At 70.2% G+C, this 25,664-nt stretch carries 21 protein-coding genes and 2 pseudogenes; 9 read left to right on the top strand and 14 right to left on the bottom strand.

The genetic code is table 11. The features are described 5' to 3' along the window. Positions 1 to 25: 25 nt before the first annotated feature. Positions 26 to 1,546 (bottom strand): helix-turn-helix domain-containing protein, encoded by a 1,521-nt coding sequence (locus tag JFB92_RS17960; protein WP_199042048.1) that lies wholly within the window; start codon positions 1,544 to 1,546, stop codon positions 26 to 28. A gap of 137 nt (positions 1,547 to 1,683) precedes the next feature. Between JFB92_RS17960 and aceA the strand changes: the two genes are divergently transcribed. The 3 genes from aceA (at position 1,684) to JFB92_RS17975 (ending at position 6,879) form a co-directional block, all read left to right on the top strand. Next, on the top strand, positions 1,684 to 2,988 hold the full coding sequence (aceA, locus tag JFB92_RS17965; RefSeq protein ID WP_199042050.1) for an isocitrate lyase: 1,305 nt from the start codon (positions 1,684 to 1,686) through the stop codon (positions 2,986 to 2,988). 34 nt (positions 2,989 to 3,022) lie between these two features. Further along, positions 3,023 to 4,636, top strand: a complete 1,614-nt coding sequence (gene aceB, locus JFB92_RS17970) for a malate synthase A (RefSeq protein WP_199042053.1) — start codon at positions 3,023 to 3,025, stop codon at positions 4,634 to 4,636. Between the two features lie 209 nt (positions 4,637 to 4,845). After that, the gene (locus JFB92_RS17975) at positions 4,846 to 6,879 is read left to right on the top strand and encodes a glycoside hydrolase family 36 protein (protein ID WP_199042055.1); all 2,034 of its coding nucleotides are present in this window, start codon (positions 4,846 to 4,848) and stop codon (positions 6,877 to 6,879) included. Here the strand turns inward: JFB92_RS17975 and JFB92_RS17980 are convergent. After that, positions 6,861 to 7,349, bottom strand: a complete 489-nt coding sequence (locus JFB92_RS17980) for a cupin domain-containing protein (RefSeq protein WP_199042057.1) — start codon at positions 7,347 to 7,349, stop codon at positions 6,861 to 6,863. The two genes, JFB92_RS17975 and JFB92_RS17980, sit on opposite strands and share 19 nt — an antisense overlap. 21 nt (positions 7,350 to 7,370) lie before the next feature. Next, the gene (locus JFB92_RS17985) at positions 7,371 to 8,078 is read right to left on the bottom strand and encodes a FadR/GntR family transcriptional regulator (protein ID WP_199042059.1); all 708 of its coding nucleotides are present in this window, start codon (positions 8,076 to 8,078) and stop codon (positions 7,371 to 7,373) included. Positions 8,079 to 8,168: 90 nt separating this feature from the next. Here JFB92_RS17985 and JFB92_RS17990 point away from each other — a divergent pair, with 90 nt between their 5' ends. Together JFB92_RS17990 and JFB92_RS17995 are read left to right on the top strand one after the other, a co-directional pair. After that, positions 8,169 to 8,678, top strand: coding sequence for a gluconokinase (locus JFB92_RS17990; RefSeq protein ID WP_307789202.1), 510 nt, complete (start codon positions 8,169 to 8,171; stop codon positions 8,676 to 8,678). 53 nt (positions 8,679 to 8,731) lie between these two features. Then, the gene (locus JFB92_RS17995) at positions 8,732 to 10,126 is read left to right on the top strand and encodes a GntP family permease (protein WP_199042061.1); all 1,395 of its coding nucleotides are present in this window, start codon (positions 8,732 to 8,734) and stop codon (positions 10,124 to 10,126) included. 32 nt (positions 10,127 to 10,158) lie between these two features. Here JFB92_RS17995 and JFB92_RS27020 read toward each other — a convergent pair. The 6 genes and pseudogenes from JFB92_RS27020 to JFB92_RS18020 form a co-directional block, all read right to left on the bottom strand. Next, a pseudogene (locus JFB92_RS27020) lies at positions 10,159 to 11,518 on the bottom strand (NosD domain-containing protein). Between the two features lie 345 nt (positions 11,519 to 11,863). After that, positions 11,864 to 12,499 (bottom strand): annotated as a pseudogene (locus JFB92_RS27025) (glycosyl hydrolase family 32); the annotation flags it as partial. Positions 12,500 to 12,503: 4 nt separating this feature from the next. Continuing rightward, positions 12,504 to 13,559, bottom strand: coding sequence for a LacI family DNA-binding transcriptional regulator (locus JFB92_RS18005; protein WP_199042065.1), 1,056 nt, complete (start codon positions 13,557 to 13,559; stop codon positions 12,504 to 12,506). Positions 13,560 to 13,596: 37 nt separating this feature from the next. Beyond that, a complete protein-coding gene (locus JFB92_RS18010; RefSeq protein ID WP_199042068.1) occupies positions 13,597 to 14,436 on the bottom strand; it encodes a carbohydrate ABC transporter permease in 840 nt (279 codons plus the stop codon). Then, positions 14,433 to 15,320: a carbohydrate ABC transporter permease gene (locus tag JFB92_RS18015; protein ID WP_372451661.1), complete on the bottom strand. Its 888-nt coding sequence runs from the start codon at positions 15,318 to 15,320 to the stop codon at positions 14,433 to 14,435. The genes JFB92_RS18010 and JFB92_RS18015 overlap by 4 nt, the downstream gene beginning before the upstream one ends. A 77-nt stretch (positions 15,321 to 15,397) precedes the next feature. Next, the gene (locus tag JFB92_RS18020) at positions 15,398 to 16,702 is read right to left on the bottom strand and encodes an ABC transporter substrate-binding protein (RefSeq protein ID WP_199042078.1); all 1,305 of its coding nucleotides are present in this window, start codon (positions 16,700 to 16,702) and stop codon (positions 15,398 to 15,400) included. Between the two features lie 436 nt (positions 16,703 to 17,138). Between JFB92_RS18020 and JFB92_RS18025 the strand changes: the two genes are divergently transcribed. Continuing rightward, a complete protein-coding gene (locus tag JFB92_RS18025) occupies positions 17,139 to 17,672 on the top strand; it encodes a DoxX family membrane protein (protein WP_199042080.1) in 534 nt (177 codons plus the stop codon). Here JFB92_RS18025 and JFB92_RS18030 read toward each other — a convergent pair. From JFB92_RS18030 to JFB92_RS18045, 4 genes are all read right to left on the bottom strand, one after another. After that, the gene (locus JFB92_RS18030) at positions 17,647 to 20,061 is read right to left on the bottom strand and encodes a S8 family serine peptidase (RefSeq protein WP_199042082.1); all 2,415 of its coding nucleotides are present in this window, start codon (positions 20,059 to 20,061) and stop codon (positions 17,647 to 17,649) included. The two genes, JFB92_RS18025 and JFB92_RS18030, sit on opposite strands and share 26 nt — an antisense overlap. 103 nt (positions 20,062 to 20,164) lie before the next feature. After that, positions 20,165 to 21,298, bottom strand: a complete 1,134-nt coding sequence (locus tag JFB92_RS18035) for a PQQ-dependent sugar dehydrogenase (RefSeq protein ID WP_199042084.1) — start codon at positions 21,296 to 21,298, stop codon at positions 20,165 to 20,167. Further along, entirely contained in the window at positions 21,295 to 21,954 is a 660-nt protein-coding gene (locus JFB92_RS18040; RefSeq protein WP_199042086.1) for a nucleoside/nucleotide kinase family protein, read from the bottom strand. Before JFB92_RS18040 ends, JFB92_RS18035 begins: the two co-directional genes overlap by 4 nt. Positions 21,955 to 21,978: 24 nt before the next feature. Beyond that, on the bottom strand, positions 21,979 to 22,989 hold the full coding sequence (locus tag JFB92_RS18045) for a LacI family DNA-binding transcriptional regulator (RefSeq protein ID WP_199042088.1): 1,011 nt from the start codon (positions 22,987 to 22,989) through the stop codon (positions 21,979 to 21,981). Positions 22,990 to 23,130: 141 nt separating this feature from the next. On the opposite strand from JFB92_RS18045, the gene JFB92_RS18050 reads away from it, so the two are divergent. Next, on the top strand, positions 23,131 to 23,985 hold the full coding sequence (locus tag JFB92_RS18050) for a serine hydrolase (RefSeq protein ID WP_199042090.1): 855 nt from the start codon (positions 23,131 to 23,133) through the stop codon (positions 23,983 to 23,985). Here JFB92_RS18050 and JFB92_RS26290 read toward each other — a convergent pair. Beyond that, a complete protein-coding gene (locus JFB92_RS26290) occupies positions 23,979 to 24,287 on the bottom strand; it encodes a LysR family transcriptional regulator (protein ID WP_199042092.1) in 309 nt (102 codons plus the stop codon). The genes JFB92_RS18050 and JFB92_RS26290 overlap by 7 nt on opposite strands. A gap of 83 nt (positions 24,288 to 24,370) precedes the next feature. Here JFB92_RS26290 and JFB92_RS18060 point away from each other — a divergent pair, with 83 nt between their 5' ends. Further along, complete coding sequence (locus JFB92_RS18060) at positions 24,371 to 25,342, top strand: MBL fold metallo-hydrolase (protein ID WP_199042094.1); 972 nt, start codon at positions 24,371 to 24,373, stop codon at positions 25,340 to 25,342. Beyond that, positions 25,332 to 25,664: MBL fold metallo-hydrolase (locus JFB92_RS18065; protein ID WP_199042096.1), on the top strand; the 333-nt coding region annotated here is incomplete at its 3' end. The genes JFB92_RS18060 and JFB92_RS18065, both read left to right, overlap by 11 nt.

Genomic DNA, 25,664 nt, shown 5'->3' on the forward strand with positions numbered 1-25,664 from the left:
CGCCCCTCCCGTACCGCCCGCCGCGTCAGCGGAGGGAGTGGCGCTCCAGGAACTGGTAGACCTCGGTCTCGTCCACGCCCGGGAAGGAGCCCATCGGCATCGCCGCGAACTGGGACGACGCGGCCCTGGCGGTCGGCCAGGCGTGTCCGGCCCACGTCTCGGCCAGGGCGCTCGGCGGGTTGCGGCAGCAGTCGGGGTCCGGGCAGCGGGAGATCGACCTGGCGGTGGTCTCCTTGCCGCGGAACCACTTGGCCGACTCGTACGGCACGCCGATGCTCAGCGAGAACTCGCCGTCGGGGCCGCGCTCGGTGCGGGCGGTGCACCAGTAGGTGCCGCTGGGGGTGTCGGTGTACTGGTTGAACGCGTTGAACTTGTCGGGCACGTCGAAGACCTCGCGGCTGGTCCAGTACCGGCACACCGGCTGGCCCTCGATCGCGCCGGTCGGGTCGGCCGGGAAGGTCACGTCGTCGTTCTCGTAGGCCTTGAAGATGATCCCGGACTTGTGGACCTTCTGGAAGTGGGTGCGGATGTCCAGATGCCGGGTGGCCAGGTTCGTGAACCGGTGGGCCGCGGCCTCATAGGACACCGCGAACAGGTCCCGCAGGTCCTCGATCGCGATCTCCTTCTCGTCCATGGCCTTCCGCAGGAACTTCACCGCGCTGGCCTCGGGGATCAGCAGCGCCGCCGCCAGGTAGTTCGTCGCGACCCGCTGGCCGAGGAACTCCAGATAGGTCCGCGGCACCTCGTGCTGGAGCACGTGGCTGGCCAGGGCCTGGAGCAGCACGGTGCGAGGGTCGTGCGAGGAGTCCTTGTTGGGGGTCAGGTAGATCCGCCGGTTGCGCAGATCGGTGACCGACCTGGTCGAATGCGGCAGGTCGTCCACGTGGTGCAGCGAGAACCGCAGGTACGAGGCCAGGTCGGAGATCTGGTGCTGCGAGAGCGGGCCGCTGCGGTAGCCGACGTGCCCCAGCAGCTGCCTGGCCTCGGCCTCGATGTCGCCGAAGTAGTTGTCCTTCTCCCGCATCCGGCGGCGCAGTTCGGTGTTGGCGCGGCGGGCCTCCTCGGGAGTGGCCGTGTGCAGGTTCACCTGGTGCTCCAGTTCGCGGTGCAGCCCGACGAGGGCCTCCAGGAACTCGGTGGGGATGCGCGAGGAGGGCTTGACGCTCGGCAGTCCCAGGTCCCGGTACTGCTTGCCGCGCTGGGCGCGTTCGAGCTCGATCTCCAGGGCCACGCGGCGGTTCGGCGGCTTCGCGCCCAGCAGCTCGTCCGAGGACACCCCCAGCGCCCGGGCGAGGGACCGCAGCAGCGAGAGCTTCGGCTCCTTCTTGCCGTTCTCGATCAGCGACAGTTGCGACGGGGCGGTGCCGACCGCCTCGCCCAGCTCGTCGAGGCTCAGCTCGCTCTGCTTGCGCAGGTGCCGGATCTGCTTGCCGAGGCTGATGAGGTCCAGGGCGTCGTCGTCGGCGGCCAGCTCGGCGGCCTCGGCCGCGCCCCAGGGGCGATGCTCGCGCGGTTGGGAGCGCTCGCTCGGAAAATTCTTTGCCACTTCTTCATTATTAGCGAAGAACTGCCGATCTTTCCAGTCCGTTCCGCTGTATTTCGGGTCCACACGGCGGAAGAATTCTGTTACCTGCAAGTAATGGCCGCTCCTGGAGCCGCCACAGAAGCCGAGTGGAGAAGACGATGTCCGATCAAGCACGCGACCAGGACCTCACCGCCGAGCGGCTGGCCCTCGAGTGGGCCTCCGACCCGCGCTGGCGGAGCGTCGTCCGCGACTACCGGCCCGCCGACGTCGTGCGCCTGCGCGGCACCGTCACCGAGGAGCACACCCTCGCCCGCCGCGGGGCCGAGCGCCTCTGGGACCGCCTGAACGACGACGCCGCCACCGGCGGCTACACCGCCGCGCTCGGGGCCCTCACCGGCAACCAGGCCGTCGAGCAGGTCAAGGCCGGCCTGCGCGCCATCTACCTGTCCGGCTGGCAGGTCGCCGCCGACGCCAACCTGTCCGGGCACACCTACCCCGACCAGTCGCTGTACCCGGCCAACTCCGTCCCGCAGGTCGTGCGCCGCATCAACAACGCCCTGATGCGCGCCGACCAGATCGAGCACGCCGAAGGCGAGCGCAGCGTCGAGGACTGGCTGGCGCCCATCGTGGCCGACGCCGAAGCCGGATTCGGCGGCCCGCTCAACGCCTACGAGCTGATGAAGGGCATGATCACCGCCGGCGCCGCGGGCGTCCACTGGGAGGACCAGCTCGCCTCCGAGAAGAAGTGCGGCCACCTGGGCGGCAAGGTCCTCATCCCGACCACCCAGCACATCCGCACCCTCAACGCCGCCAGGCTCGCCGCCGACGTCGAAGGCGTGCCGACCGTCATCGTCGCCCGCACCGACGCCGAGGCCGCCACGCTGCTGACCTCCGACATCGACGAGCGCGACCGGCCGTTCCTGACCGGCGAGCGCACCGCCGAGGGCTACCACCGGGTCCGGGCGGGCCTCGACGCCTGCGTCGAACGCGCCAAGGCCTACGCGCCGTACGCCGACCTGCTGTGGATGGAGACCGGCACGCCCGACCTCGAACTGGCGCGCGCCTTCGCCGAGCGGGTCAAGGCCGACCACCCCGAGCAGATGCTCGCCTACAACTGCTCGCCGTCCTTCAACTGGAAGCGGCACCTCGACGACGACACGATCGCCAAGTTCCAGCGCGAACTGGGCGCGATGGGCTACACCTTCCAGTTCATCACCCTGGCCGGCTTCCACGCCCTCAACTACTCGATGTTCGACCTGGCCCACGGCTACGCCCGCGAGGGCATGAGCGCCTACGTGGACCTCCAGGAACGCGAGTTCGCCGCCGAGGACCGCGGATACACCGCCACCAAGCACCAACGCGAGGTCGGCACCGGCTACTTCGACCACGTCACCAGCGCGCTCAACCCCAGCGGCTCGACGCTCGCGCTGGTCGGCTCCACCGAGACCGGCCAGTTCGAATGACACCAGGACACCGCCGCACACCGAGGAGAACGCAATGATCACCGCCACCGAGACCCGACCCGAACCGGCGACCGCCGCCGGTCCGCGCGTCGACCGACAGGACGAGATCCTGACGCCCGAGGCCCTGGAGTTCCTGGCCCGGCTGCACCGCGCCTTCGCCGGAAGGCGCCAGGAGCTGCTGCAGCGCCGACAGCACTGCCGGACCGCCATCGCCAACGGCCACGACCCGCGCTTCCTGCCCGAGACCGCCGAGATCCGCGAGGACATCTCCTGGACGGTGGCCCCGCTCGCCCCGGGCCTGGAGGACCGGCGCGTCGAGATCACCGGGCCGTGCGAGCGCAAGATGACGATCAACGCCCTCAACTCCGGCGCCAAGTGCTGGCTGGCCGACATGGAGGACTCCTCCACGCCCAGCTGGGAGAACGTCATCGCCTCGCAGGCGAACCTGATCGACGCCATCGAGGGCCGCATCGAGTTCACCGGTGCGGGCGGCAAGCGCTACGCGCTGACCGGGCGGACGCTCACCGACCTTCCGACGATCATCGTCCGGCCCCGCGGCTGGCACCTGGCCGAGCGGCACCTGACCGTCGACGGCGTCCCCATGAGCGGCGGCCTGGTCGACTTCGGGCTCTACTTCTTCCACAACGCGCACCGGCTCCTCGAACTGGGACGCGGACCCTACTTCTACCTGCCCAAACTCGAGTCCCACCTCGAGGCGCGGCTGTGGAACGACGTGTTCGTCCTCGCCCAGGACCTGCTCGGCATTCCGCAGGGGACCATCAGGGCCACCGTCCTCATCGAGACGATCACCGCGGCCTTCGAGATGGAGGAGATCCTCTACGAGCTGCGCCGCCACTCCTCGGGGCTCAACGCCGGACGCTGGGACTACATATTCTCGGTCATCAAGAACTTCCGCGAGCGGGGCACCAGGTTCATCCTGCCCGACCGCGGGCAGGTGACCATGACCCAGCCGTTCATGCGCGCCTACACCGAGCTGCTGGTGCGCACCTGCCACCGGCGCAGCGCCTCGGCGATCGGCGGGATGGCCGCGTTCATCCCCGACCGCCGCGACCCCGAGGCCAATGCCGCCGCCTTCGAGAAGGTCCGCGCCGACAAGACCCGCGAGGCCGACGACGGCTTCGACGGCTCCTGGGTGGCCCACCCCGACCTGGTGCCGGTCGCCATGGAGGTCTTCGACGAGACCCTCGGCGGCCTGCCCAACCAGATCGACCGGCTCCGCGACGACGTGGTCCCCGACGACCGGGCGCTGCTCGACGTGGCCTCGACCGAAGGCGACATCACCGAGGACGGCATCAGGGGCAACATCGAGGTCGGCATCCGCTACGTCGAGTCCTGGCTGCGCGGCAACGGCGCGGCGGCCATCAACAACCTGATGGAGGACGCGGCCACCGCCGAGATCTCCCGCTCCCAGATCTGGCAGTGGATCCACGGCGAGGCCGTCACCGACGCCGGGCGCCTGGTCACCCGCGACTGGGTCGACAAGCTGGTGCGTGAGGAGTTCGGGGCCCTGGAGCGGTTCGACGGCGACCGCTTCGACGACGCCCTGGAGATCTTCACCGAATGCGCGCTCGGCGAGGACTACCCGACGTTCCTGACCCTGCCGGCCTACGCGCGCTACCTGTGCTGATCGGGCCGGACGGGAACCGCCGTCCGGCGGTGGTCGACCCCGGAGCGCTGGCGCGCGGGGCCGCCGCTCCCGCAGTCGAGGTGCGTTTGCGGGTGCGAGCGGCGTAAGGTGACCACCGTGAAAGACGGCACACCGGTGCCGGAGGACGATCCCGACTCGGACTCCGGCACCGGTGCTCGCCGCCGACCGAGAGAAGGAAGCGCAACCGCATGTCCCTCATCGAATGGAACCCCCAGGACCTGCACCTCCGGCTCGCCCACGGCGACCACCCGGTCCAGTGGGACTTCCTGGCCGCCGACGCCGACTCCCCTAACATTGTTAGCGATCACATGCTGGTGGAGGTCTTCACCTCGGCCGAAATGCACACCATCCCGACCCAGTCCTACTCGCACTCCACGGTCGGCGGCCGGCTCCGCTACGCCGACCACTCGGCGACCGCCGACGAACTGCGGGTGCGCCAGCGCGACGAGACCACCGGCATCGAGGTCGAGACCGCCATCCGCGCCGCCGGCCCCGGACTCCAGGTCGCCAGCGCCGTCCGCAACACCGGAGCGGGCGACGTGGTCCTGACCGCGGTCACCTCCCTGGCCTTCGCGACCGCGTCGGGCGAGCACGACCTGCTGTGGGGCGACAGCGCCTGGATCGCCGAGGGCCGCTGGCACCGCGCCCCGGTCGCCGAAGTCCTTCCCGATCTCCACTTCGAGCACCGCGGCGGCGAAGGCAAGGACCGGTTCGCGCTGACCAGCCGCGGCTCCTGGTCGACCGGCGACCACCTGCCGACCGGCGCGCTCGCCTCCGACGGCGGCCCGTCGATCGCCTGGCAGGTCGAGACCAGCGCTGGATGGCACTGGGAGGCCGTGCGGACCGAGGAGTCGGTGCGGGTGGCCGTGCTCGGGCCGACCGACACCGAGCACCAGGCGGCCCGGCGGCTGGCGCCGGGGGAGGAGTTCACCACCGTCCCGGCCGGTCTGGTGGTCGCCGCGGGCGGCCCGGACGCGGCCTTCGCGGCCCTGACCGACTACCGCCGCGCCATCCGCGTCCGCCACCGCGCCGACGACGCCCTCCCGGTCGTCTACAACGACTACATGAACACCCTCATGGGCAGCCCCACGACCGAGAAGCTCCTGCCGCTGGTCGAATCGGCCTCGGCGGCCGGAGCCGAGTACTTCTGCATCGACGCGGGCTGGTTCGCCGAAGGCGAGGGCTTCGAGGGCTGGTGGAGCGGCGTCGGCGCCTGGCGCGAGGCCGCCCACCGGTTCCCCGGCGGCCTCAAGGAGGTCATCGACGCGATCCGGGCCGCGGGCATGACGCCGGGACTGTGGCTCGAACCCGAGGTCGTCGGCATCGACTCGCCCGTCGCCGACCTGCTCCCCGAGGAGGCGTTCTTCCGCCGCTTCGGCACCCGCCTGGCCGAAGGCGGCCGCTACCACCTGGACTTCCGGCACCCGGCCGCGCGCGCCCACCTGGACGAGACCGTCGACCGGCTCATCGCCGAACACGGGACCGGGTTCTTCAAACTCGACTACAACATCAACCCCGGCGCCGGCACCGAGACCGACGCGACCTCTCCAGGGGCCGGACTGCTCGACCACTCCCGCGCCTACCGGCAGTGGCTCCTCGACGTCCAGGACCGCCACCCGGACTTGGTTATCGAGGCCTGCTCGTCGGGGGCGATGCGCATGGACTACGGCCTGCTCTCGGCGGTCCACATGCAGTCCACCAGCGACCAGGAGGACTTCCGCCGCTACCCGGCCGTCGCCGCCGCTGCCCCGGCCGGCCTCGTGCCCGAGCAGGCCGGGAACTGGGCTTACCCGGCCCCGGGCATGTCCGAAGAGGAGACCGCCTTCGCCATGGTCGCCGGCGTCATGGGCCGCCTGTACCTCTCCGGCTTCCTCTACGAACTCGGCGCCGAGCAGCGCGCGCTGGTCCACGAGGCGGTCGCGCTCCACAAGGACTGGCGCGGCCGCATCGCCGCCTCCCACCCGGCCTGGCCGCTGGGCCTGCCCGGCTGGGACGACGACGTGATCGCGCTGGCCTTCGAAACCGAAGGCGAGACCCTGCTGGCCGTCTGGTCGCGCGGCGAGGCGACCGAGGTGCCGCTGCCGGGCCTGCGCGGCCGAGAGCTCGAGCAGCGCTACCCGGCCGCGCTCCCCGAGTGGGAGGTCGCCGACGCCGACGGCGTGCCGACCGTGCGCGTCCCGGCCGGACCGGCCGCGCGGATCTTCTACTCTTCGACCCAGTAGTTGTCGTGGTACTCGAAGAACTCCCGGCGCTCGGCGTCGCTCATCTCGCCGAGCGTCGCCAGGCCCTCGAAGTAGCCCTCGCGGGGTGCGCCGGGGGCGAACAGCAGCAGCATTGAGGCCGGTTCGCCGGACTCGTTGCGGAAGCCGTGGACGCCGCCCTCGGGCACGTGCACGAAGTCGCCCGGGTGGGTCTCGACCCATTTGGTGCCGTCGTAGATCTTGACGGTGCCGCTGAGGATGTAGAACGACTCGGTGATCGTCTTGTGGAAGTGCGGGTCCGGGCCCGAGCGGCCCGGACCCATGTTCCATTGGTACAGGCCGAACTTGCCGCCGGTCGTGGCGCCGGTGGCGAGGTAGTCGGCGGAGCCGCCGCTCCGGTGGAACAGCAGGTCGGCAGGGGTTCCGGCGGGACGGAAGACGGCACTGACCTCGCCGTCCTCGCCGTGGTACTTCGGTTCGGGATAGGACATCCCGTCAGAATAATCGGATCTTCACGGGTGCAGGACCGCGGAGCGGACCTCGGCCAGCAGCTCGCGCATGGCCTCCTCGGCGGGGCCGCCGCGTCCGGCCGAGACCGAGGCGGCGACCGCCTCGTGCAGGTCGAGCGCCTCGGGCACCGGATGGTGGGGCATCAGCCCGAGCTGGGTGCGGCCGCGCAGGACCGCGCCGACCACGTCCGCGAGCGCGGCGAACATCTCGTTGGCGCTGGCCCGCAGCAGCAGGGTGTGGAATTCGACGTCGCACTCCATGAACTCGTCGAGATCCCCGGCCTCGCCGAGCTTGCGCAGCTCGGCGGCCAGTTCGACGGCGCGGGCGCGCTGGTCGCCCGAGGCGTTGCGGGCCGCGGCGCCGGCCGCCAGGGGCTCGACGGCGATGCGCAGCTCGGTCAGGGACCGCAGCTGGGCGTCGCGGCCGGATCCCGACAACCGCCACCAGATCACGCGGGGGTCGAACAGGTTCCACGACTCGCGCGGCTGGACGGTGATGCCGACGCGGCGGCGCGACCGCACCAGGCCCATCGACTCGAGGATGCGCATGGTCTCGCGGGCGACGGTGCGGGAGACCTCGAAGCGCTCCTGTATGCCGTCGAGGGTCAGAACGTGGCCCGAAGGCAGCTCGCCGCAGGCGATCTCCAGGCCGATGGCGTCGAGCACGGGGTCGTGCAGCGCGGTCCCGTTCGTCCTGGCCCTCAAATCCATGTCAAGAGTCTATCCGGGACCACTTGCCGCCGGGGTTCAATGGTGCTATCTTTTCGTTCCAAAGATAGTACCTTTCGATGAGGAGGGGTCGTGAGCGCGACCAGTCTGGTGGTGATGGGCGTATCCGGCGCCGGGAAGACCACGGTCGCCCGGGAGCTGGCCGAGCGCCTCGGGTGGCCCATGGCCGAGGGCGACGAGTTCCACCCGGAGTCCAACATCGCCAAGATGGAGTCGGGCGACCCCCTCACCGACGACGACCGGGCCCCGTGGCTGCGGAGCCTGCGCGACTGGATCAGCGAGCGCGCCGCCGACGGCCAGAGCACCGTCGTGACCTGCTCGGCATTGAAACGTTCCTACCGCGACATCCTCGGCGGCGCCGCCGCGCGAGTCCGGTTCGTCCACCTGAGCGGCAGCCGCGAGGTCATCGGCGGGCGGATCGCCGCCCGCTCCGGCCACTTCATGCCGCCCAGCCTGCTCGACTCGCAGTTCGGCGACCTCGAACCGCTGCGCCCCGACGAAGACGGCGTCACCGTCGACGTCGCCGCGACCCCCGAGCAGATCGTCCAGACCGCCCTCAACGAACTCGAACTCCCGGCGTGACCGCCTGACCCGGGTGAAACGCCGTCCCCCGCAAAGCAAAGGAGCTTTAGCCCATGGAAACCGAGTGGACACAGACGCTAGGAGCCGGACCGCTCCTGCTGATCGCCGCCGCGGCGATCGCGGTACTGCTGCTGCTGATCATCCAATTCCGGGTGCACGCCTTCCTGGCGCTGGTCACCGTCAGCGTCGCGACCGCGTTCGCCACAGGCATACCCGCCGAGAACGTCATCCCCACCCTCACCGAAGGCTTCGGCTCGACCCTGGCCGCGGTCGCACTGCTGGTCGGCCTCGGCGCCATGCTCGGGCGCCTGGTCGAGGTCTCCGGCGGCGCGCAGTCGCTCACCGACGCGCTCCTGCGCCGCTTCGGAGAGAAACGCGCGCCCTTCGCCCTCGGCGTGGCCTCCATGATCTTCGGCTTCCCGATCTTCTTCGACGCCGGCTTCGTGGTCATGCTGCCGATCATCTTCGCCGTCGCCAGGCGGCTGGGCGGCAGCGTCCTGCTGTACGCGCTGCCCGCGGCCGGCGCGTTCTCGATCATGCACATCTACCTGCCGCCGCACCCCGGCCCGGTCGCCGCCAGTGCCCTGCTCGGGGCCGACGTCGGCCTGGTCGTCGCCCTCGGCCTCCTGGTCGCGATCCCCACCTGGTACGTCACCGGCTACCTGTACGGGCTGTGGGCCGGCCGGAAGTTCGACCTGCCCGTCCCCGAGATCCTCAGCGGCGGGCCCGAGGCCGAGCGCCAGGAGAACCCGCCGAAGGCCGCCACGGTCATCGGCATCATGCTGCTGCCGCTGGTCCTGATCTTCATGGACACCGGCCTCAACACCGCCGGCGAGGCCGGTTGGGTCGACGGCGAGGCCACCTGGTTCAACGTCCTGCGCACCCTCGGCTCGACCACGATCGCCCTGCTGGCGACCGTGTTCGTGGCCTCGTACGTGCTCGGCACCCGGCGCGGCAAGACCCGCGCCATGATCGAGGACCTGGTCAACTCCGCGCTCGGCCCGGTCGCCGCGATCATCCTGATCACCGGCGCGGGCGGCATGTTCGGCGGCGTCCTGCGCGCCAGCGGCATCGGCGACGCGCTCTCCGACGCCATGTCCGACATCGGCCTGCCGGTCATCGTGGCGGCGTTCATCATCGCCACGGTCCTGCGCATCGCCCAGGGCTCGGCCACGGTGGCGCTGACGGCCACTGCCGGACTGGTCCAGCCGATCGTCGCCGGCGGCGACTACAACGGCGTCCAGCTCGCCGCGATCGTGATCGCGATCGGGGCCGGGTCGGTGATGGCCAGCCACGTCAACGACTCCGGGTTCTGGCTGGTCGGCCGCTTCCTGGAGATGGACGTCAAGACCACCCTCAAGACCTGGACGGTCATGGAGACCCTCATCGGCCTGGTCGGCTTCGCGCTGGCCGCCGGGATCTTCGCCGTGGCGAGCATCGGCTCATAAGGGCTCTTCGCAGCGATGTGTGGGTCGTTCACCTAGACAGATCCGCTTGCGCTGACGTCTTGAGAGGGGACGGCAGGGCTGGCCCGAAAAGCATTCGCCGCGACATCGATGTCGACTTGGCCTTCGGTCCCCGAATCGAGGATCGTGTTCCGCTTCGACTCCGGGTCGACCATGACGGTCGTGACGGCGAGGACGTCCGCGGCATCGGTCGAGAGCAGGGCGTCGACTTGCGCCGCGTAGGCGGAGCCGCTCGACTTGCCGCGGACGTCCATCGACACGACGTGGTTGGTGGCGACGTAGTTCCCCCCCTCCCGCCCTCAGACGGATGATGACAGGCGCCGCCCCCGCCGGGCGGATCCTGTCAGCGTCGACGATCGCGGAGAAGTGGTTCCCGATGACGGAGTTGCCGCTGCCGCTGACGGTGAGCAACCCGAAGCCGTCGTCGAGTCCGTTGTCGACGCCGAAGAAGGGGGACCAGGGTTCGTGGTCTCGCAGGAAGTGGTTCGAACCGACCAGGTTCTCCGAACTCGCCTCCAGTACGACCATTCCGGGGTAGAACGAGTGCAGCCGGTTGTTGGTGACGCTCGATCTCGTGACGCCGTTGAGGCGGACGCTGCTCGCTCCGCGGGGAAAGACGTTGTTCGCGGTGATCAGCAGCCCACCATGGTGCTCCGCGTAGATCGAGTGGCCGTTGAAACCGGCCCCGATCAGGTTGTCGGTGATCTTGGAGGCCTGGCCCCATCCGCGCAATTCGATGCAGTTGCCGCATTCGGCGATGAAGTTGTCATGGACTGAAAGCGCGTCCGCGTTGCAGACGGTGAGCGCATGCTCGAGGTAGATGAAGCCCATGCCGTTGACGCGGAACGAATCATTGGCGTCCGCGACGTGGATGCCGCTCTTGCCGTTGACGTAGGTGTTCTCCGAGTGGAGCCCCGACCCGTCCGAGTTGAAATGCAACCCGTCGATGCAGAAGTCCACGAATTCGACCGAACTGATCCGCGGGTTCCCGCTTCGTGCGACGTAGAAGGCCGCGCCCGCGGTCTCCTCGTCTCCCGGGGGCAGGTCGACGAGGATGCGGCTGCCGCCGGGCCACAGCTCGTGCAGATCCGGCCACTCGTCCTCGGGAACGTTGAAGCGGATGCTCGACGACGTGAATCCGTGTCCGGCGCCTTCGATCCGCAGAAAGCTGATGTCGATCAGCACCTGCGTGCGAAGACGGTAGTCCCCGGGAGGCACGTGGATCACCGCCCCGGGCTTGCCGCCGTCGTGTTCGTCGGTGGCCTTCTGCCGGCTCTTGATATCCGCGATGATGCTGTTGAACACCTCGCCGATGTCCTCGGCCGCATTGCCGACGGGCCACTGCGTGACATCGTAGTAGTTGGCGGTCGACATCGAGGTTCTCCTTCGTGTCCGCAGCACTTCGGACCGGCCTGTCCCGTCGACTGCGAGTCGGCCGTCGACCCATTGGACCGGTTGCGGATCGGTGATCTCGCCGATCCAGTTCCCCTGCTCGTCGTCGTTGCGGAACGCCAGGAAGCACCACTGTCCCGCGCGGTCCTGCACCAGCCTGCCGACGTAGAGACGCTCGTCGGTGATGCGGTACGCCTCCTCCAGCGGGAACGGCCCCGTCATGGAGTCGATCGGGAAGGCCCAGACGCCGCCCGCGGGGTCCCCGTCCCGGCGGCCGCGGGCCAGTTCGGAGCCGAGGCAGGAGAACAGCCCGACCGGTGTGCCGTCGACGACGGCGACCTGGACCACCTCGATGTGCCCGAATCCGGCGCCCGGCTCGGACAACGGGGGCTGAACGGTCCAGTGGACCAGGTCCTGTGAGGTCGCGTGCCCGATCACGCCACGGTCGTCGGACGCGCCGCGGTTCGCGCGCGCGGTGACCAGCATGTGCCAGCCGTCCTGGTCGCGGAACACCCACGGGTCGCGCCATGCCTGGTCCGGCCACTGCCGCGTCGCGGCCGTCTCGTACCAGCGGGCGTCCGGTTCGAGCACCTGCCGCTCGGGCTCGCGACGCCATGTGAAGAGGTCATCGGAGACGACAGAGCTGATCCGCTGTTCGAGCCCGCCTTCGGCGCGGCTGACCGCCGTGTAGAACATCCGCCACCGGCCGTCGTCACCGCGGACGACGGACCCCGTCCAGGTCGCGAGGTCGTCGAATGCGGGGGCGTCGTCCGGGACGACCGCGTCGGCGTGCTCGGTCCACGTCGTCAGATCGGTGGAGGTCGCGTGGCCGATCGTCGCGCGCCAGTGCCGTCGGTCGGAATCGAGGAGCGCCCGGGGTGCTTTCAGGAAGAACAGGTGGTAGCGATCGCCGTCGTCGGCGATCCAGAAGTCCCACACCCACGATGCGGCAAGTCGAAGCATGATTTCAGGCCTTTCGGTGCTCTTGGGGGGCGGCGACTGAACCGCGGGTGACCAGTGGGCAGTGGAGGCGGGTCGGACCGTTGCGGGGGAGCCGGTGCTCGGTGTCCCCGCTGAGCAGGCGCACGAGCGTCGAGACGGCCCACTCGCCCATCTCGTAGTGCGGGAGTGCCACCGTAGTGAGGCCGGGGAACAGGTTCGCGGAGATGAGCTCCTGATCGTCGAAGCCGACAATGGACAGGTCTCGCGGGATGTCGAGGCCCAGCTCGGCTGCGGCCCTATAGGCGCCCATCGCCATCCGGTCGTTGTAGCAGAACAGGGCGGTCGGCCGGTCGTGCCTGGCGAGTACCTCCCGCGCGAGCGCGTAACCGGGCAGGGTCTCCGACGGCGCCTGGAGGATCAGGCGTTCGTCGATCGGGATGCCGTGCCGGTGCAGCACCTGCCTGAAGCCGATCAGGCGTTCGTGCGTGGCCGGCACGTCGTCGTCGTTGTTGAGGAAGCCGATCCGCCGGTGACCGGCCTCGACGAGGTGGGCGACGGCGGCGACCGCGCCGCCCACCTCGTCGGGGACGGCCGCGGGGAGGACGCCGTCCCGGTCGGTCGAGTCGATCAGCACGGCCGGCACGCCCCGCAGATTCGCGGGCACGGATATCTGGCGGTGGTACATCGTCGCGTAGAGAATCGCCTCCACTTGCCGGTCGATCAGTGTCTGGACGTCGTCCTCGTGCGAACTGCCGCTGGATTCACGTTCGGCGTTGACGATGACCAGGGTCAGGTCGTGGACGCGGGCCGCGTCCTGCGCGCCGAGGATGATCCGGCCCGCGTGCGGGGTGGTCGCGATCTCCTCGCTGAGCAGTCCGATCAGTCCGGACCGGTTGGTGCGCAGCGCACGCGCTGCCCGGTTGGGGCCGTAGCCGAGCGTCGCCGCCGCTTCGCGGACGCGCGCTCGCGTCTCCGCGGAGACCCGCGTCTGCGGCGTGTCGTTGAGTACGTGGGACACCGTGGTGATGGAGACGCCGGCCAACCGGGCCACGTCTCGGATGCCGACTCCGTTCACCGCCACTGTCGTCTCCTGCCTTCCTGCATCAGATTGGGTCCCTTCATCCTTTCACCGCGCCGAGGGTGAGGCCCGCGACGATGTGGCGCTGGAGCGCGAGGGTGAGCAGGATGACCGGGAGCGAGTAGACGGCGGCGAGTGCCGTCATGGCGCCCCAGTCGAGCCCGAATTGCGTCTGGAAGTTCGCGATCACGATGGGAGTCGTCTGCGCGCGCACCGAGGTGAGCAGCAGCGCGAACAGGAACTCGTTCCACGAAGCGAGGAACGCGAAGATCGCCGTCACCGCCAGACCGCCGGACACCACCGGCAGGACGACCCGCCAGAGGGCTCCGAGCCGCGACGCCCCGTCCATCTTCGCGGCCTCCTCGAGCTCGTCGGGAATGGCCTCGAAGAAGCTCGCCATGAGCCAGATCGAGAGTGGAAGCGAGATCGTCGTATGGGCGATCGCGAGGGCGAACGAGGTGTCGCTGATCCCCAGGGCGCGCATCGTCTCCACCAGCGGGGCTCCGATCGCGATCGTCGGCACCATCCGGGTGACGAGCGCCGCGAGCACGAACACCCGCCCGCTCGGCGTGCGGTACCTGGTGACCGCATAGGCGGCCGGAACCGCGAGCACCAGGGAGAACAACGTGCTGAGCACGGCCGTCACGACACTGTTGACGAGCGCTGGAACGACGCCTTCCTTCGCCAGGGCCGCCACGTAGTTCTCCAGCGTCCACACGTCCGGGACCACCGACGGGGGCACCGCGATCGCTTCACTCGGGGTCTTGAAGGAGGTGAGCAGGAGGTAGACGAACGGGAAGCCGTACAGCACCAGGATCACGGCGAGCAGGACGTAGAGGATCGCCTTCGTCGACCTGCGGCGGGTTTCGATGCCGTTCATCGGGCCTCCCCCGGACGCCAGATCGCGGTGACGGCCACCGACGCGACCAGGAGCATCCCGATCAGGTAGATCGTCCCCATCGCACTCGCCAGTCCGATGTCGCCGTAGCGGGTCATGGTGCGGTAGATGAGCAGACTGAGCGTGGTCGTGCTCTCCTGCGGACCGCCGTTCGTCTGGATCAGGATGATGTCGAACGCGCGGGCCGCGTCGATGCCGCGCACGATGAGCGCGACGGCGATCACGGGACGCAGCAGCGGGATGATCACCCGGAACAGCATCGTGGGGAATCGCGCTCCGTCGATGCGGGCGGCCTCCAGGATCTCGCCCGGGATGGTCTGCAGCCCGGCGAAGAGCACGAGGGTGATGAACGAGGTCGTCAGCCAGATATCCGGGAGGGCGACCGAGAAGAGCGCGATCTTCGGGTCGCTCAGCCAGCCGACCTGGCTTGAACTCTCCAGGATGCCGGCCCGGACGAGGATCTCGTTGACGATGCCGAAATTGTCGACGAGCAGGAAGCGCCACAGCAACCCGGCCACGACCGGCGCGATCATGAGCGGGTACATGAAGACCGTGCGGAACACCGCCGAGCGCCGACCCAGCGCCGCGAAGATCAGCGCGACGACGAGTCCGATCGCGAACTCGAGCGAGACGACGACGAAGGTGTAGACGACCGTGCGGACCGACGCGCCCTGGAACGAGGCCGAGGCGAACGCGTCGATGAAGTTCTGCAGGCCGACCGGGGTGCGGGGTCCGCCCGCGATCGGCGAGATGTCGTAGAAGGCGTTCGAGACGAACCGGACGAGCGGCCAGAGCACGAAGGCCGCGAGGAAGAGGGCTGCCGGCGCCATGAGCAACAAGGCGAAACGGCGATCGGTGACACGCAACGTGGAAGGTCTTTCTGATCGGACGGGGTGGCCGACGGCTGCGATGCGGTCGGCCACCGGTGCGGAGCGGTCGGCGGCTATTGGAGGATCGCCTCGATCTGCGCCTCCGCCTCCTGCAGCAGGGCGGCGTTGTCCGCCCCGGGTTCGACGGCCTTCTGCAGCATGGGCGTGAGTACGGTGTCGACGATCTCCTGCCACTGCGGTGTCGCCGGGCGGGGGCGGGTGGCCGGGGCGTTGAGCGTCTCGAGGATCGCGGGGTAGTTCTCCCTGCCGGCGACTTCCGCCTGCGACTCGAACGCCGAGATGCGCGCGACCAGACCCAGCGACGTGTCGATCGAGAGGTCGTTGTGCTCGTACGCGAAGGCGATGAAGTCCTTCGCCAGATCCTGCTTCGTTCCCGCCGCGGGCACCGAGAGGTACCAGGCGCCGGGCACCCCCGCGACGCCGCCCGCGCCCGCGATCATGGGAGCCGCACCGATCTCGCCCGCGACGGGCGAGTCGTCAGGTGTCTGGGTGTAGGCGTGGCCCCAGAACCGCATCATGGCGAGCTGCCCCTGGTAGAAGAGGTTCTGCGCTCCGGCCCAGTCCAGTTGCGCCGACCCGGCGGGGGCGTACGGCAGCAGACTCGTGTAGTAGTCGAGCGCCTCCAGGTGCTCGGCGTCGTCGATGGTGACCTCGCCGGTCTCCGGGTCGAGGACCATGTGCTCCTCGCCCGTCTGCGAGACCGTGGCGAGCCACTCGGTCTCGACGGCGCCCTTGACATCGGTGCCGTAGAGGTCGATCTGACCGTCGCCGTCGGTGTCGCGCGTGAAGAACTCCGCGGCGTCGCGGTACTGCTCCCAGTTCGTCGGCGGCGCGAGCGGGTAGCCGTACTTCGCCTCGAAGTCGGTCTGGTTCTGCGGGTCCTCGAACAGGTCGGTGCGGTAGTAGAGGATCTCGGAGTTGGTGAAGATCGGCATGCCGACGTACTCGCCGTCGATCTGCGCCTCGCTCACGAGGCCCGGGAACAGATCCGCCTTCACGTCTTCGGTGAACAGGTCGTCGAGGGGCGAGACGCCGTCGGAGAACGCGCTCAGCCAGATCGCGTCGAGAGCGGCGACGTCGAAGGACACGCTGCCCGATCCGAGCTCGGACTGGACGCGGTCGTAGAGGCCGTCATACGGAAGTTCGACGAGTGTGACCGTCGTTCCCGTCTCGCTCTTGTAGAGGTCGGCGATCGGCTGCAGTTCCGCCAGTCCGCCGCCCTCGACGACGACGGTGAGCTCGTCCGCCGCGGCGTCGCCGCCTGCGCCACAGCCCGAGAGCGCGAGCACGCCCGCCATCGCCGCGGCGGTTCCGAGGGATGCGGTTCGGGCACGACCGCTGGTATCGCGAAGCGTCATGACTTCGACTCCATTCTTGTAGCAGCACTGCTACGCGCGAGGGGTCACCGTCGAAGCGGTGACAAAACGTTTTGACAAAACGTCTTGGCACGAGTGTGCTGCCCCGGATCAGCGACTGTCAACGCCAAACACTGAAAAAGTTTTGCCAAAATCGTTTGGCTCATTGCCCCCCGGAACGGACGGTCCCACCATCGGTCAGGCACAGTGCCAAATCCATATAAAGAGGGAAGGAAACCCTGGGGTCCTGCAAGGGGAGGGGTCCTCGGGGCGCATCTCGGTATATAGGCCGCCAACTTGATATAGATGCGCATCTATGTTATCGTGGGAACGCTTCCATTCGTGAGTCGACGACGGCCAACCCTTGGCGCAAGACGGACAGGGAAGTCGACCGCCGCCGATCCCCGCCGTCGCCCGACACGCACAAAGGGGATAACTCATGGCCTCAACCACCTCCATCCGCACTCCAGAACGGGTCGAAGGCCGCGCCTCGGCGACGGTCGACCGCGCGCTGGCCCTCGTCCGCATAGCGCTCGGCTGGGTCTTCCTGTGGGCCTTCCTGGACAAGACCTTCGGCCTCGGCTACAGCTCGCCCGCCGGACAGGGCTGGATCGACGGCGCGAGCCCGACCTCCGGCTTCCTGGCCAGCCGCGACGGTGCGCTCGGCGACCTGTTCCAGGCCATGGCCGGCAGCGCCTGGGCCGACTGGGGATTCATGATCGGCATGGCCGGACTCGGGATCGCCCTCACCCTCGGCATCGCGCTGCGCCCGGCCGCCATCGGCGGCTCGATCCTCATGGTCACCATGTGGGCCTCGATGCTGCCGCTCGAGTCGAACCCGTTCCTCGACGTCCACCTGTTCTACGCGCTCACCATGATCGCCCTGGCCGCGGCCTCCGCGGGCGACACCTGGGGGCTCGGACGCCGATGGAGCCGGCTCGCCCCGGTCAGGAGCCTCCCGATCCTGCGCTAGGAACCCGAACCAGGTCCCCGCCGGAGGCGTTCACCACCGCGAGCGCGAAGTCCTGGCGGGGACCGCCCTCCTCGGCACCGGCCGCCGGGGCGGCGTGCACCACCGCGACGCCGTGGACGAGCACCTCGTACCCGCCCTCGGCCGGATCGTCGACCACCACCTGCTGCACGTTGTTCAGCGGATCGGGGAAGGCGCTCGTGTCGCCGTCCAGCACCTCGCCGCCGGGCGCGCGAACCCGCAGATAGAGCCGGTTCTCCAGGCCGTCGGCGCCGATCGGCGACGGCGCGTCGGTCCACGCGAGCGCGACCTTGAGCGGCCCGGGACCGGCCTCGACCCGGTACCTGCGGACCTCGCCGGTGGCCACCGCGTCGGCCGGATCGTCGGTGTGGAGCGTGCCCGCGGCCAGCGTCCCGGTCACGTCCACGCGGCCGAACCCGCTGACGTCGTTGGTGCCCTCGGGGATCTCCCCGGGGAACTGCCCGGCCATCGGCGCGGCCCCGGCGACCAGGAGTGCCTTGAGCAGCGCCGCAGACGGACCGCGCTGGTCGAACCCGCCGGTGTCCAGCAGACGCTGCCGCACCAGCGCGGCCGCCCCCGCCACCAGCGGGGTCGACATGCTCGTCCCGCCGCTCCAGCAGTAGCGGTCCCGCAGCGGATGGCCCTCAGGGAGGCGGCCCCACAGCGGCTCGTCGTTCTCGGGGAACACCGATGACAGCAGCGAGAGCACGTTCGTGCCCGGCGCGACCACGTCCGGCTTGACCCGCAGGTCGTCGGTCGGACCCCGCGAGGAGAACGCGGCCATGCCGTCCGGGTCGTCCGAGACGTGCCCGGCCGGGCCCAGCTTCGGCCAGCGCAGGTCCTTCCACTGCTTGTCGACTCCCGGCGGCGGATCAGACTCGGCCGGGCGGGCGTTCTCGCCGGCCCCGACGGTCAGGCAGTTCTTGGCCGTCCCCGGCGCGCCCATCGAGTCGGGGTCGATCGTCCCGTCGGCGTCCGCGTCGATCCCGGAATTGCCCGCCGCGAACAGGATCAGCATGTCCGGGTGGTCCCACATGAACCGGTCGACCGCGAACGAATTGCGGTTGTAGACCCCCGCCACGTCGGCGCCCCAGGAGTTGGTGTGGATCCTCGCCCCGGCCTCGTACGCCTGGGAGAACAGGTCGCCGATGTCGTGCGGGATGCCGTAGAGGCTGTACTCGGGCGGCGGCCACGGCCGCTCGAACGGCCGCAACCCCTCCTCTGCCAGCTCGGCCTCGGTCTTCCACCGGAGGCGCTGCCCGATGGCCTGGAAGAAGACCTCCGCGGCGGTCGCCACCCCGACCGGGACCGCGCTCCCTCCGGCCGCGGCCGCGGCCGAGCCGTCCCCGGCGACCGAGCCGGTGACGTGGGTGCCGTGACCCGAGGCGATGTCGGCCGGGCCGTCGTCGCTCTCGGGCGGGTCGTTGGTGTATTGGGCCAGCACCCGGCGGACCGGCCAGCTGACCAGCCCGGCGATGCGGCCGCGCAGGTCGGGGTGGATGGTCGCGGCGTCACCGGAGTCCAGTCCGGTGTCGGCCACGCCGACGATCTGGCCCTCCCCGGCCGGGACCGTCCCCGAGCCTCCGGTCTCGGAGGGCACCCGCATGATCTCCCGGGCCCGGTCGTTGGTCATCTGCGAGTAGGAGAACGGGATGATCGCCTGGATGCCCTGGAGGTCCGCCAGCGCGGCCACGGTCCCGGCCGGGACGGACGCGACCAGCGAGTCCGGGAGCCGGGTCATGATCAGCCCGCCGGCGCCCTCGATGCGCTCGACGGCCTCGTCGGTGGTCTCCCCGGGGAAGACCGAGATCTCGACCAGCCGCGCATCGCCGTCCTCGATCTCGTCGGCGGCGGGCGCGGCCAGGGCCCGGGCGTCCAGTTCCCGCCGCGCCCCGCGCCGCAGCTTCGGCGAGACCTTCATGACCGGGCGGAACGGGGTGACGTCCTCGACCCACGGCCGCGACCTGACCGACTCGATCCGCTCGGGCAGCGCCCCGACCAGCAGCGTGAAGCCGCGCAGGGTGCCGTGGACGGTCGCACCGGACTCGGCCAGCTCGCGCATCCACTCCGGAGCGGGCGGACCGGCCAGCTTGACCAGGAAGTACGCGGTGCGCCCGGGCGGCGGCTCGACCGGCGCCGACTGCTGCGCGGCCACGGCCGCGCCGAACGCGAACCTCGCGCCGGTGACCTGCACCGGCGAATCCTCGACAGGAGAGGACTCGATGCCCTGCTCGACCAGGCGCGCGGCCTGAGCGTCGGTGCAGCGCACCAGCATCGTGTCCGGATACTCGGCCAGGACCTCGGCCCCGATGTCCCGAACGACCGCGGTCTGGCCGCGATCGCGAAGCGTCACCAGTCGTCTGCTCGCCATGGGGGTGCCTCCCGGAGATGGGGCCGGCGGCACACGGGCTGAGCCGCCCTTAACAGGAGGTTACCGCCTGGCGACATAAAGTGGAGTACCCGGTCCGGGCGAATCACCCCGCCGGGAAGCGGATGATCCTGTCGTCGCCGTCGCGCACCTCGCCGCGTCCGTCCGTGTTGGACGTGGTCAGCCACAGCGCCCCGTCGGGCGCGACCGCCACGGTCCGCAGCCGCCCGTACTCGCCCTCGAACCTGGACGCGGGCTCGCCGACCGTGCCGTCGCCGTTCAGCGGGACCGTCCACAGTCGGGCCCCGCGCAGCGCCGCCATGTAGAGCACGTCCCCGGCGATCGCGATCCCCGACGGCGATGCCTCCTCGACCGGCCAGGTCAGCAGCGGATCGGTGAACCGCCCGTCGTCGGTGCCGCCCTCGCCTTCGACCTCGGGCCAGCCGTAGTTGTTCCCCGCCTCGATCAGGTTCAGCTCGTCGAGGGCGTTCTGCCCGAACTCGCTGGCGTACAGTCGCCCGTCGGCGTCCCAGGCCAGCCCCTGGACGTTGCGGTGCCCCAGCGTCCACACCGGAGAACCCTCGGTCGGGTTCCCCTCGGCGGCGTCGCCTTCGGAGGTCAGACGCAGGATCTTGCCGTTGGGGCTGTTCTCGTCCTGCGAGAGCGAGGTGTCCCCGGCGTCGCCGGTGGCGGCGTAGAGCATCGAGTCGGGACCGAAGGCGATCCGGCCGCCGTTGTGGTTCCCGGCCGCAGCGATGCCGGTGAACACCGACTCCTGCTCCTCGCCGAGCCGGAACCGCACGATCCGGTTGTCGCCCTCGTCGGAGGCGAAATAGGCGTAGACCAGCTCGTCCGCCTCGTAGTCCGGCGAGACCGCCAGACCGAGCAGGCCGCCCTCGCCCTCGGCGCGCACACCCTCGATCCGCTGCACCTGCTCGGGACCGGAACCGTCGAGGCCGACGCGCAGGATGTCGGCGGTGCCGCGCTCGGACACCAGCGCCGAGCCGTCGGGCAGGAACGCCAGCCCCCACGGCACGGCCAGCCCCCGGACCAGCTCCTGCCCGCCGTCGAGGTCCGGCGCGCCGGTCGGGTCGCTCGCGCTCGGGGACGGCTCGACCGGCGTGGGGCTGCTGGTCGGCTCGGCCCCGCCCTGGTCGTCATCGGCGCATCCGGCGGCGGTGAGGGCCAGCAGCCCGCCGAGGACGGTGCGGCGGCGCACTCCCGGGTCGATCGGTTTCATTCAGCGGCTCCAAGTCCGAGTGCGTCGTAGTCGAAAACGAGGTCGGCGCGGTCGCGCGACTTGCGGATGCGGCGGGCGTTCGGCTCGTCGACCGCCTCGATCCAGGCCCGGGTCTCCTCTGCCGACTTCCCGAAGGCCCGATGGCGGGCCGACAGCCGCTCCAGGCGCGGACCGTCGTCGGTCTCGCAGTACCAGACCTCGGTGAGCGCCTCGCGCACCGCCGGCCACGGCTCGCCCGAGTCCAGCAGGTAGTTCCCCTCGGTCACCACGACCTCGGCCTCCGGCCCGATCGGGATCGACCCGGCCACCGGCTCCTCGAGCCGCCGGTCGAACTCGGGGGCGTAGACGGTCGCACCGGTCTCGGCGGCCGCGCGGCGCAGCAGGGACAGATAGCCGCGGCCGTCGAAGGTGTCGATGGCGCCCTTGCGGTCCAGGCGGCCGAGCCGCCGCAGCGCCGCGTCGGCGAGGTGGAAGCCGTCCATCGGCACCTGCACCGCCCGCCGCCCGCCCGGGTCGAGCGCGGCCGCCAGCCAGCGGGCCACGGTCGACTTGCCCGCCCCCGGGCACCCGGCGATGCCGATCAGGACGCGGCCGCCGCCGCGCAGGGCCCCGACCCGCTCCAGCAGTGCGGCCTTGGAAGTCTCGAGGGTCTCCACACCCACGAACCTAGCCGACGACGATCAGCAGGTCGACTCGCGCACCCGCAACTCGAACGGCGCGAAGTACTCTCCAGTGGGGCGGCCGGGCTCGCCGATGCGGGCGATCACCAGCTCCACGGCCCTGTCGGCCATCCACCGGTGATCGGGAGCCACCGTCGACAGCGCCGGCACCATGTAGCGCGACTCCAGGATGTCGTCGAAGCCGATCAGGCGCACGTCCCCGGGCACGCGGATCCCGCGGTCGAACAGGCCCCGCAGCACCCCCTGCGCGACGGTGTCGGTCACCGCGACCACCCCGTCGAAGTCCAGGCCCGAGTCGGCCAGCCGGTGCGCCGCGGCCCGCCCCGACTCCAGGTCCATCGCCGCCAGCGTCAGCCGCAGGTCCGGGTCGGCGACCATGCCCTGCTCCTCGTGCGCCTCCAGGTAGCCCCGGTGGCGGCGGGTCTCGATGTTGATCCGGTCGAACACCGAGCCGGTCACGATCGCGATCCGCTCGCAGCCGCGGTCCATCAGGTGCAGCGTGGCGGCCTTCGAGCCCTCCTCGTTGGCCATCAGCACGTGGTCGAACTTCTTGCCGAACTCCTGCTCGCCCAGCAGCACGATCGGGAAATCGCCCTCGGGCGGACGGTACCGCTCCAAATCGAGACCGACCGCGCTGAGGATCAGGCCGTCGAACTGGAGCTTGTGGGACTGGGAGATCACGTCGCGCTCCCCGGCCGCGATCGCGCCGGTCTGCTCGACGGCGACGTGGAAGCCGTGCCGGTCGGCCGCCTCGATCACGTGGGCGGCGAGCTGGCTGAAATACGGCGGGGCGATCTCGGGGACGGCCAGGCCGATGACGCCGGTGCGCCCGGACTTGAGCACCCGCGCCGAGACGTTGAGGCGGTAACCGGAGTCGCGGATGGCCTCCAGGACGCGCTTGCGGACCCGGTCGCTCACCCCTCCCCGGTTGTTGACGACGTTGGAGACCGTCATCTTCGACACTCCGGCCAATTGGGCGACATCGCTCATCGTCACCGTGCCGCGCCCCACGTCTCATCCTCCAGCCTGTTAACACCCTGCAGATCGAGCCTACCGTCACCGATACCGACCCATCGGATCGCCGTGGTCGGGCGGGTGGAGATCCGCTAGGGTCCATTCGGCCGCGCCCGAGCACAGAACGGAGGCCGACAGGTGCTCGACCAGCTCTTCGAACCCCTCGGCGCCACCGTCCACGCCCACATCAGGGACCTCGACGACGGCCGGAGCCTGGGAGAGCGCGAACACGAGCCGGTCATCCTCGTCTCGGTCATCAAGATCTTCATCGCCTGGGAGTTCAGCCGCCAGGTCGAGCAGGGCCTGGTCGACCCCGCCCAGACGGTCAAGGCCACCGCCGCCGACCGGCTCGGCGGGACCGGACTGTCCGGGTTCCGGCACGACGCGGTCCTCAGCCTCGGCGACCTGGTGCAGCTGATGATGGAGGTCTCGGACAACACCGCCGCCGACCTGGTCGTGAGGCACCTCGGCGCCGGATCGATCCGGCGCCTGCCGGCCGGCCTCGGACTCGACGGCACCCGCCTGGTCGGCAGCCCCAGGACCATTCTGGAGGAAGTGGCCCGCGACCTCGACATCGCCGACCTCGAAGCGCTCGCCCACGTCCTCGCCGGCGGTGCGGTCACCTCCGAGGAGCTGCGGCGGACCAGCGCCTGGGACACCGACCGCACCAACGTCTCCACCCCCGCCGACCTGACCGCGTTCCTCGACATGATCTGGAACGGCCCCGAACCGACCCGCGGCGAGATGCGGCACTGGATGGGCCGCCAGCTCACCGGCGGGCGGCTCGCCCGCCTCGCGCCCAGCGAGGTCGTGACCTTCGGCCGCTCGGGCACCCTGCCCGGATGGCTCAACGAGATCGCCGTCTGGGAATGGCCCGACGGCCGCCGCCACGCGCTCGCCGTGTTCGCCAAGACCGGCCGCCGCAACTTCCGCGAGGTCGAGCGGGCCATGAGCCGGGCCGCGCTGCTGCTGACCGAGCGGCTCGGTCAGTAGATCTCCGACCAGGGCCGCGGCGGCTCCGGGCGCTCCTCGGAGGCGGCCCGGGCCACCAGCACCCGCATCCGCCGGTAGCGTTTGAGCAGCTCGGGGGCCTCGCGCATGAGCGTGTGCCCGGCCGCGGTCAGGGACACCTGCTTGCCGCCGCGGTCGAACAGCTCGGCCCCGAGCTCCTTCTCCAGCCGCTTGATGCGCTGGCTCAGCGGCGGCTGCTCCATGCCCAGACGCTCTGCCGCCCTGCCGAAGTGACGTTCCTCACCAACCGCCAGGAAGCACTCCAAGTGCCGCATGATGTCCATGCGGGGACGATATCAATCCCCATATGGACCCCGGTCAGCGTTGATATTGGACGAAACCGGGTCTCCGCGGCTTGACTGAGCCCATGACCGAACACGAGGAACAACGGCGGCGGACACCGGGCCGCCTCACCAGGCGGCGGCTGGGCATCACCGCCGGGGCCGGCGTCGCGGCCGCGGCCGGAGGCAAGGTCGCGGTCGACGCGGCCTTCGCCGACTCGGACACCGAGAACCCCACCGGCGGCGTCCGCCTCCGCTGGCTCGGCACCAACGCCTGGGAGTTCAAGACCGAGACGGCCACCGTGCTCATCGACCCGTGGGTCAGCCGGTTCCCGACCGGCGCCTACTCCTCCGGCGGCGCCGATCCCGACACCCGGATCGAGGTCCACGAGGACGTGATCGACGAGCACCTTCCCGAGGCCGACTGCATCCTGGTCACCCACGGCCACTGGGACCACATCGCCGACGTCCCCTACCTCGCCAGGCGGACCGGCGCTACCGTGCTGGGCACCGAGACGCATCTGAACCTGATGCGCGCCATGGACGCGCCCGAAGAACAGCTCGGCCAAGTCAAGGGAGGCGAGTACTACCAGTTCGACGGGTTCACCGTCGAGGTGTTCCGCTCCACCCACTCGGCCGGCGGCGAGCACAAGCGGATCGTCTTCGGCGGCACCACCACCGAGGCTCCGAAGCGCCCCAAGAGGATCAAGGACCTCATCGAGGGCGGAAGCCTGACCTACCTGATCGACTTCGGCGGCGTCTCCTTCTTCAACGCCGGCTCGGCGAACTTCCTCGACCGTGAGATCGAGGGCATCCGCCCCACGGTCCTGTTCGTGCAGCCCGGCGGCGGCCACACCCCCGACTACGTCGGACGGATGCTGGAGGCCACCGGCCATCCGCCCTATGTGGTCCTGACCCACTGGGACGACTTCGACGAGCCCCTGACCGAGCCGGCCGTGCCCGGCCTGGACTGGGAGCCCGTGCGCGACCGCGTGGCCGAGGCCAGCCCCGACTCGGAGTTCATCGTCATCGACCACCTGGAGAGCCATGACTTCTGAGATCACCGTCCGCTGGCTGGGGACCAACGCCTGGGAGATCGAGCGGGACGGCGCGACCGTCCTGGTCGACCCGTGGGTGACCCGCTTCGAGACCGGCGCGCCGAAGGGCTCGGACTGGAACCGGGAGGCGCCCCTGGTCATCGACGAGGAGGCCGTGGACGAGCACATCGGCGCGGCCGACTGCATCCTGGTCACCCACGGCCACTGGGACCACATCACCGACATCCCGTACGTCGCCGCCAAGACCGGTGCGACCGTGCTGGGCACCGAGACCCACCTGAACCTCCTGCGCGCCATGGACACCCCCGAAGAACAGCTCGGA

The sequence above is a fragment of the Glycomyces salinus genome, from assembly GCF_016428645.1.
Taxonomy (GTDB): Bacteria; Actinomycetota; Actinomycetes; order Mycobacteriales; family Micromonosporaceae; genus Glycomyces; species Glycomyces salinus.

Coding starts and splice junctions, on each gene's coding strand:
- aceA (WP_199042050.1), top strand. CDS start 1,684: ATGTCCGATCAAGCACGCGACCAGGACCTCACCGCCGAGCGGCTGGCC.
- aceB (WP_199042053.1), top strand. CDS start 3,023: ATGATCACCGCCACCGAGACCCGACCCGAACCGGCGACCGCCGCCGGT.
- JFB92_RS17985 (WP_199042059.1), bottom strand. CDS start 8,078: ATGGATTTGAGGGCCAGGACGAACGGGACCGCGCTGCACGACCCCGTG.
- JFB92_RS18025 (WP_199042080.1), top strand. CDS start 17,139: ATGGCCTCAACCACCTCCATCCGCACTCCAGAACGGGTCGAAGGCCGC.
- JFB92_RS26290 (WP_199042092.1), bottom strand. CDS start 24,287: ATGGACATCATGCGGCACTTGGAGTGCTTCCTGGCGGTTGGTGAGGAA.
- JFB92_RS17995 (WP_199042061.1), top strand. CDS start 8,732: ATGGAAACCGAGTGGACACAGACGCTAGGAGCCGGACCGCTCCTGCTG.
- JFB92_RS18060 (WP_199042094.1), top strand. CDS start 24,371: ATGACCGAACACGAGGAACAACGGCGGCGGACACCGGGCCGCCTCACC.
- JFB92_RS18020 (WP_199042078.1), bottom strand. CDS start 16,702: ATGACGCTTCGCGATACCAGCGGTCGTGCCCGAACCGCATCCCTCGGA.
- JFB92_RS18035 (WP_199042084.1), bottom strand. CDS start 21,298: ATGAAACCGATCGACCCGGGAGTGCGCCGCCGCACCGTCCTCGGCGGG.
- JFB92_RS18010 (WP_199042068.1), bottom strand. CDS start 14,436: ATGAACGGCATCGAAACCCGCCGCAGGTCGACGAAGGCGATCCTCTAC.
- JFB92_RS18030 (WP_199042082.1), bottom strand. CDS start 20,061: ATGGCGAGCAGACGACTGGTGACGCTTCGCGATCGCGGCCAGACCGCG.
- JFB92_RS17975 (WP_199042055.1), top strand. CDS start 4,846: ATGTCCCTCATCGAATGGAACCCCCAGGACCTGCACCTCCGGCTCGCC.
- JFB92_RS17980 (WP_199042057.1), bottom strand. CDS start 7,349: ATGTCCTATCCCGAACCGAAGTACCACGGCGAGGACGGCGAGGTCAGT.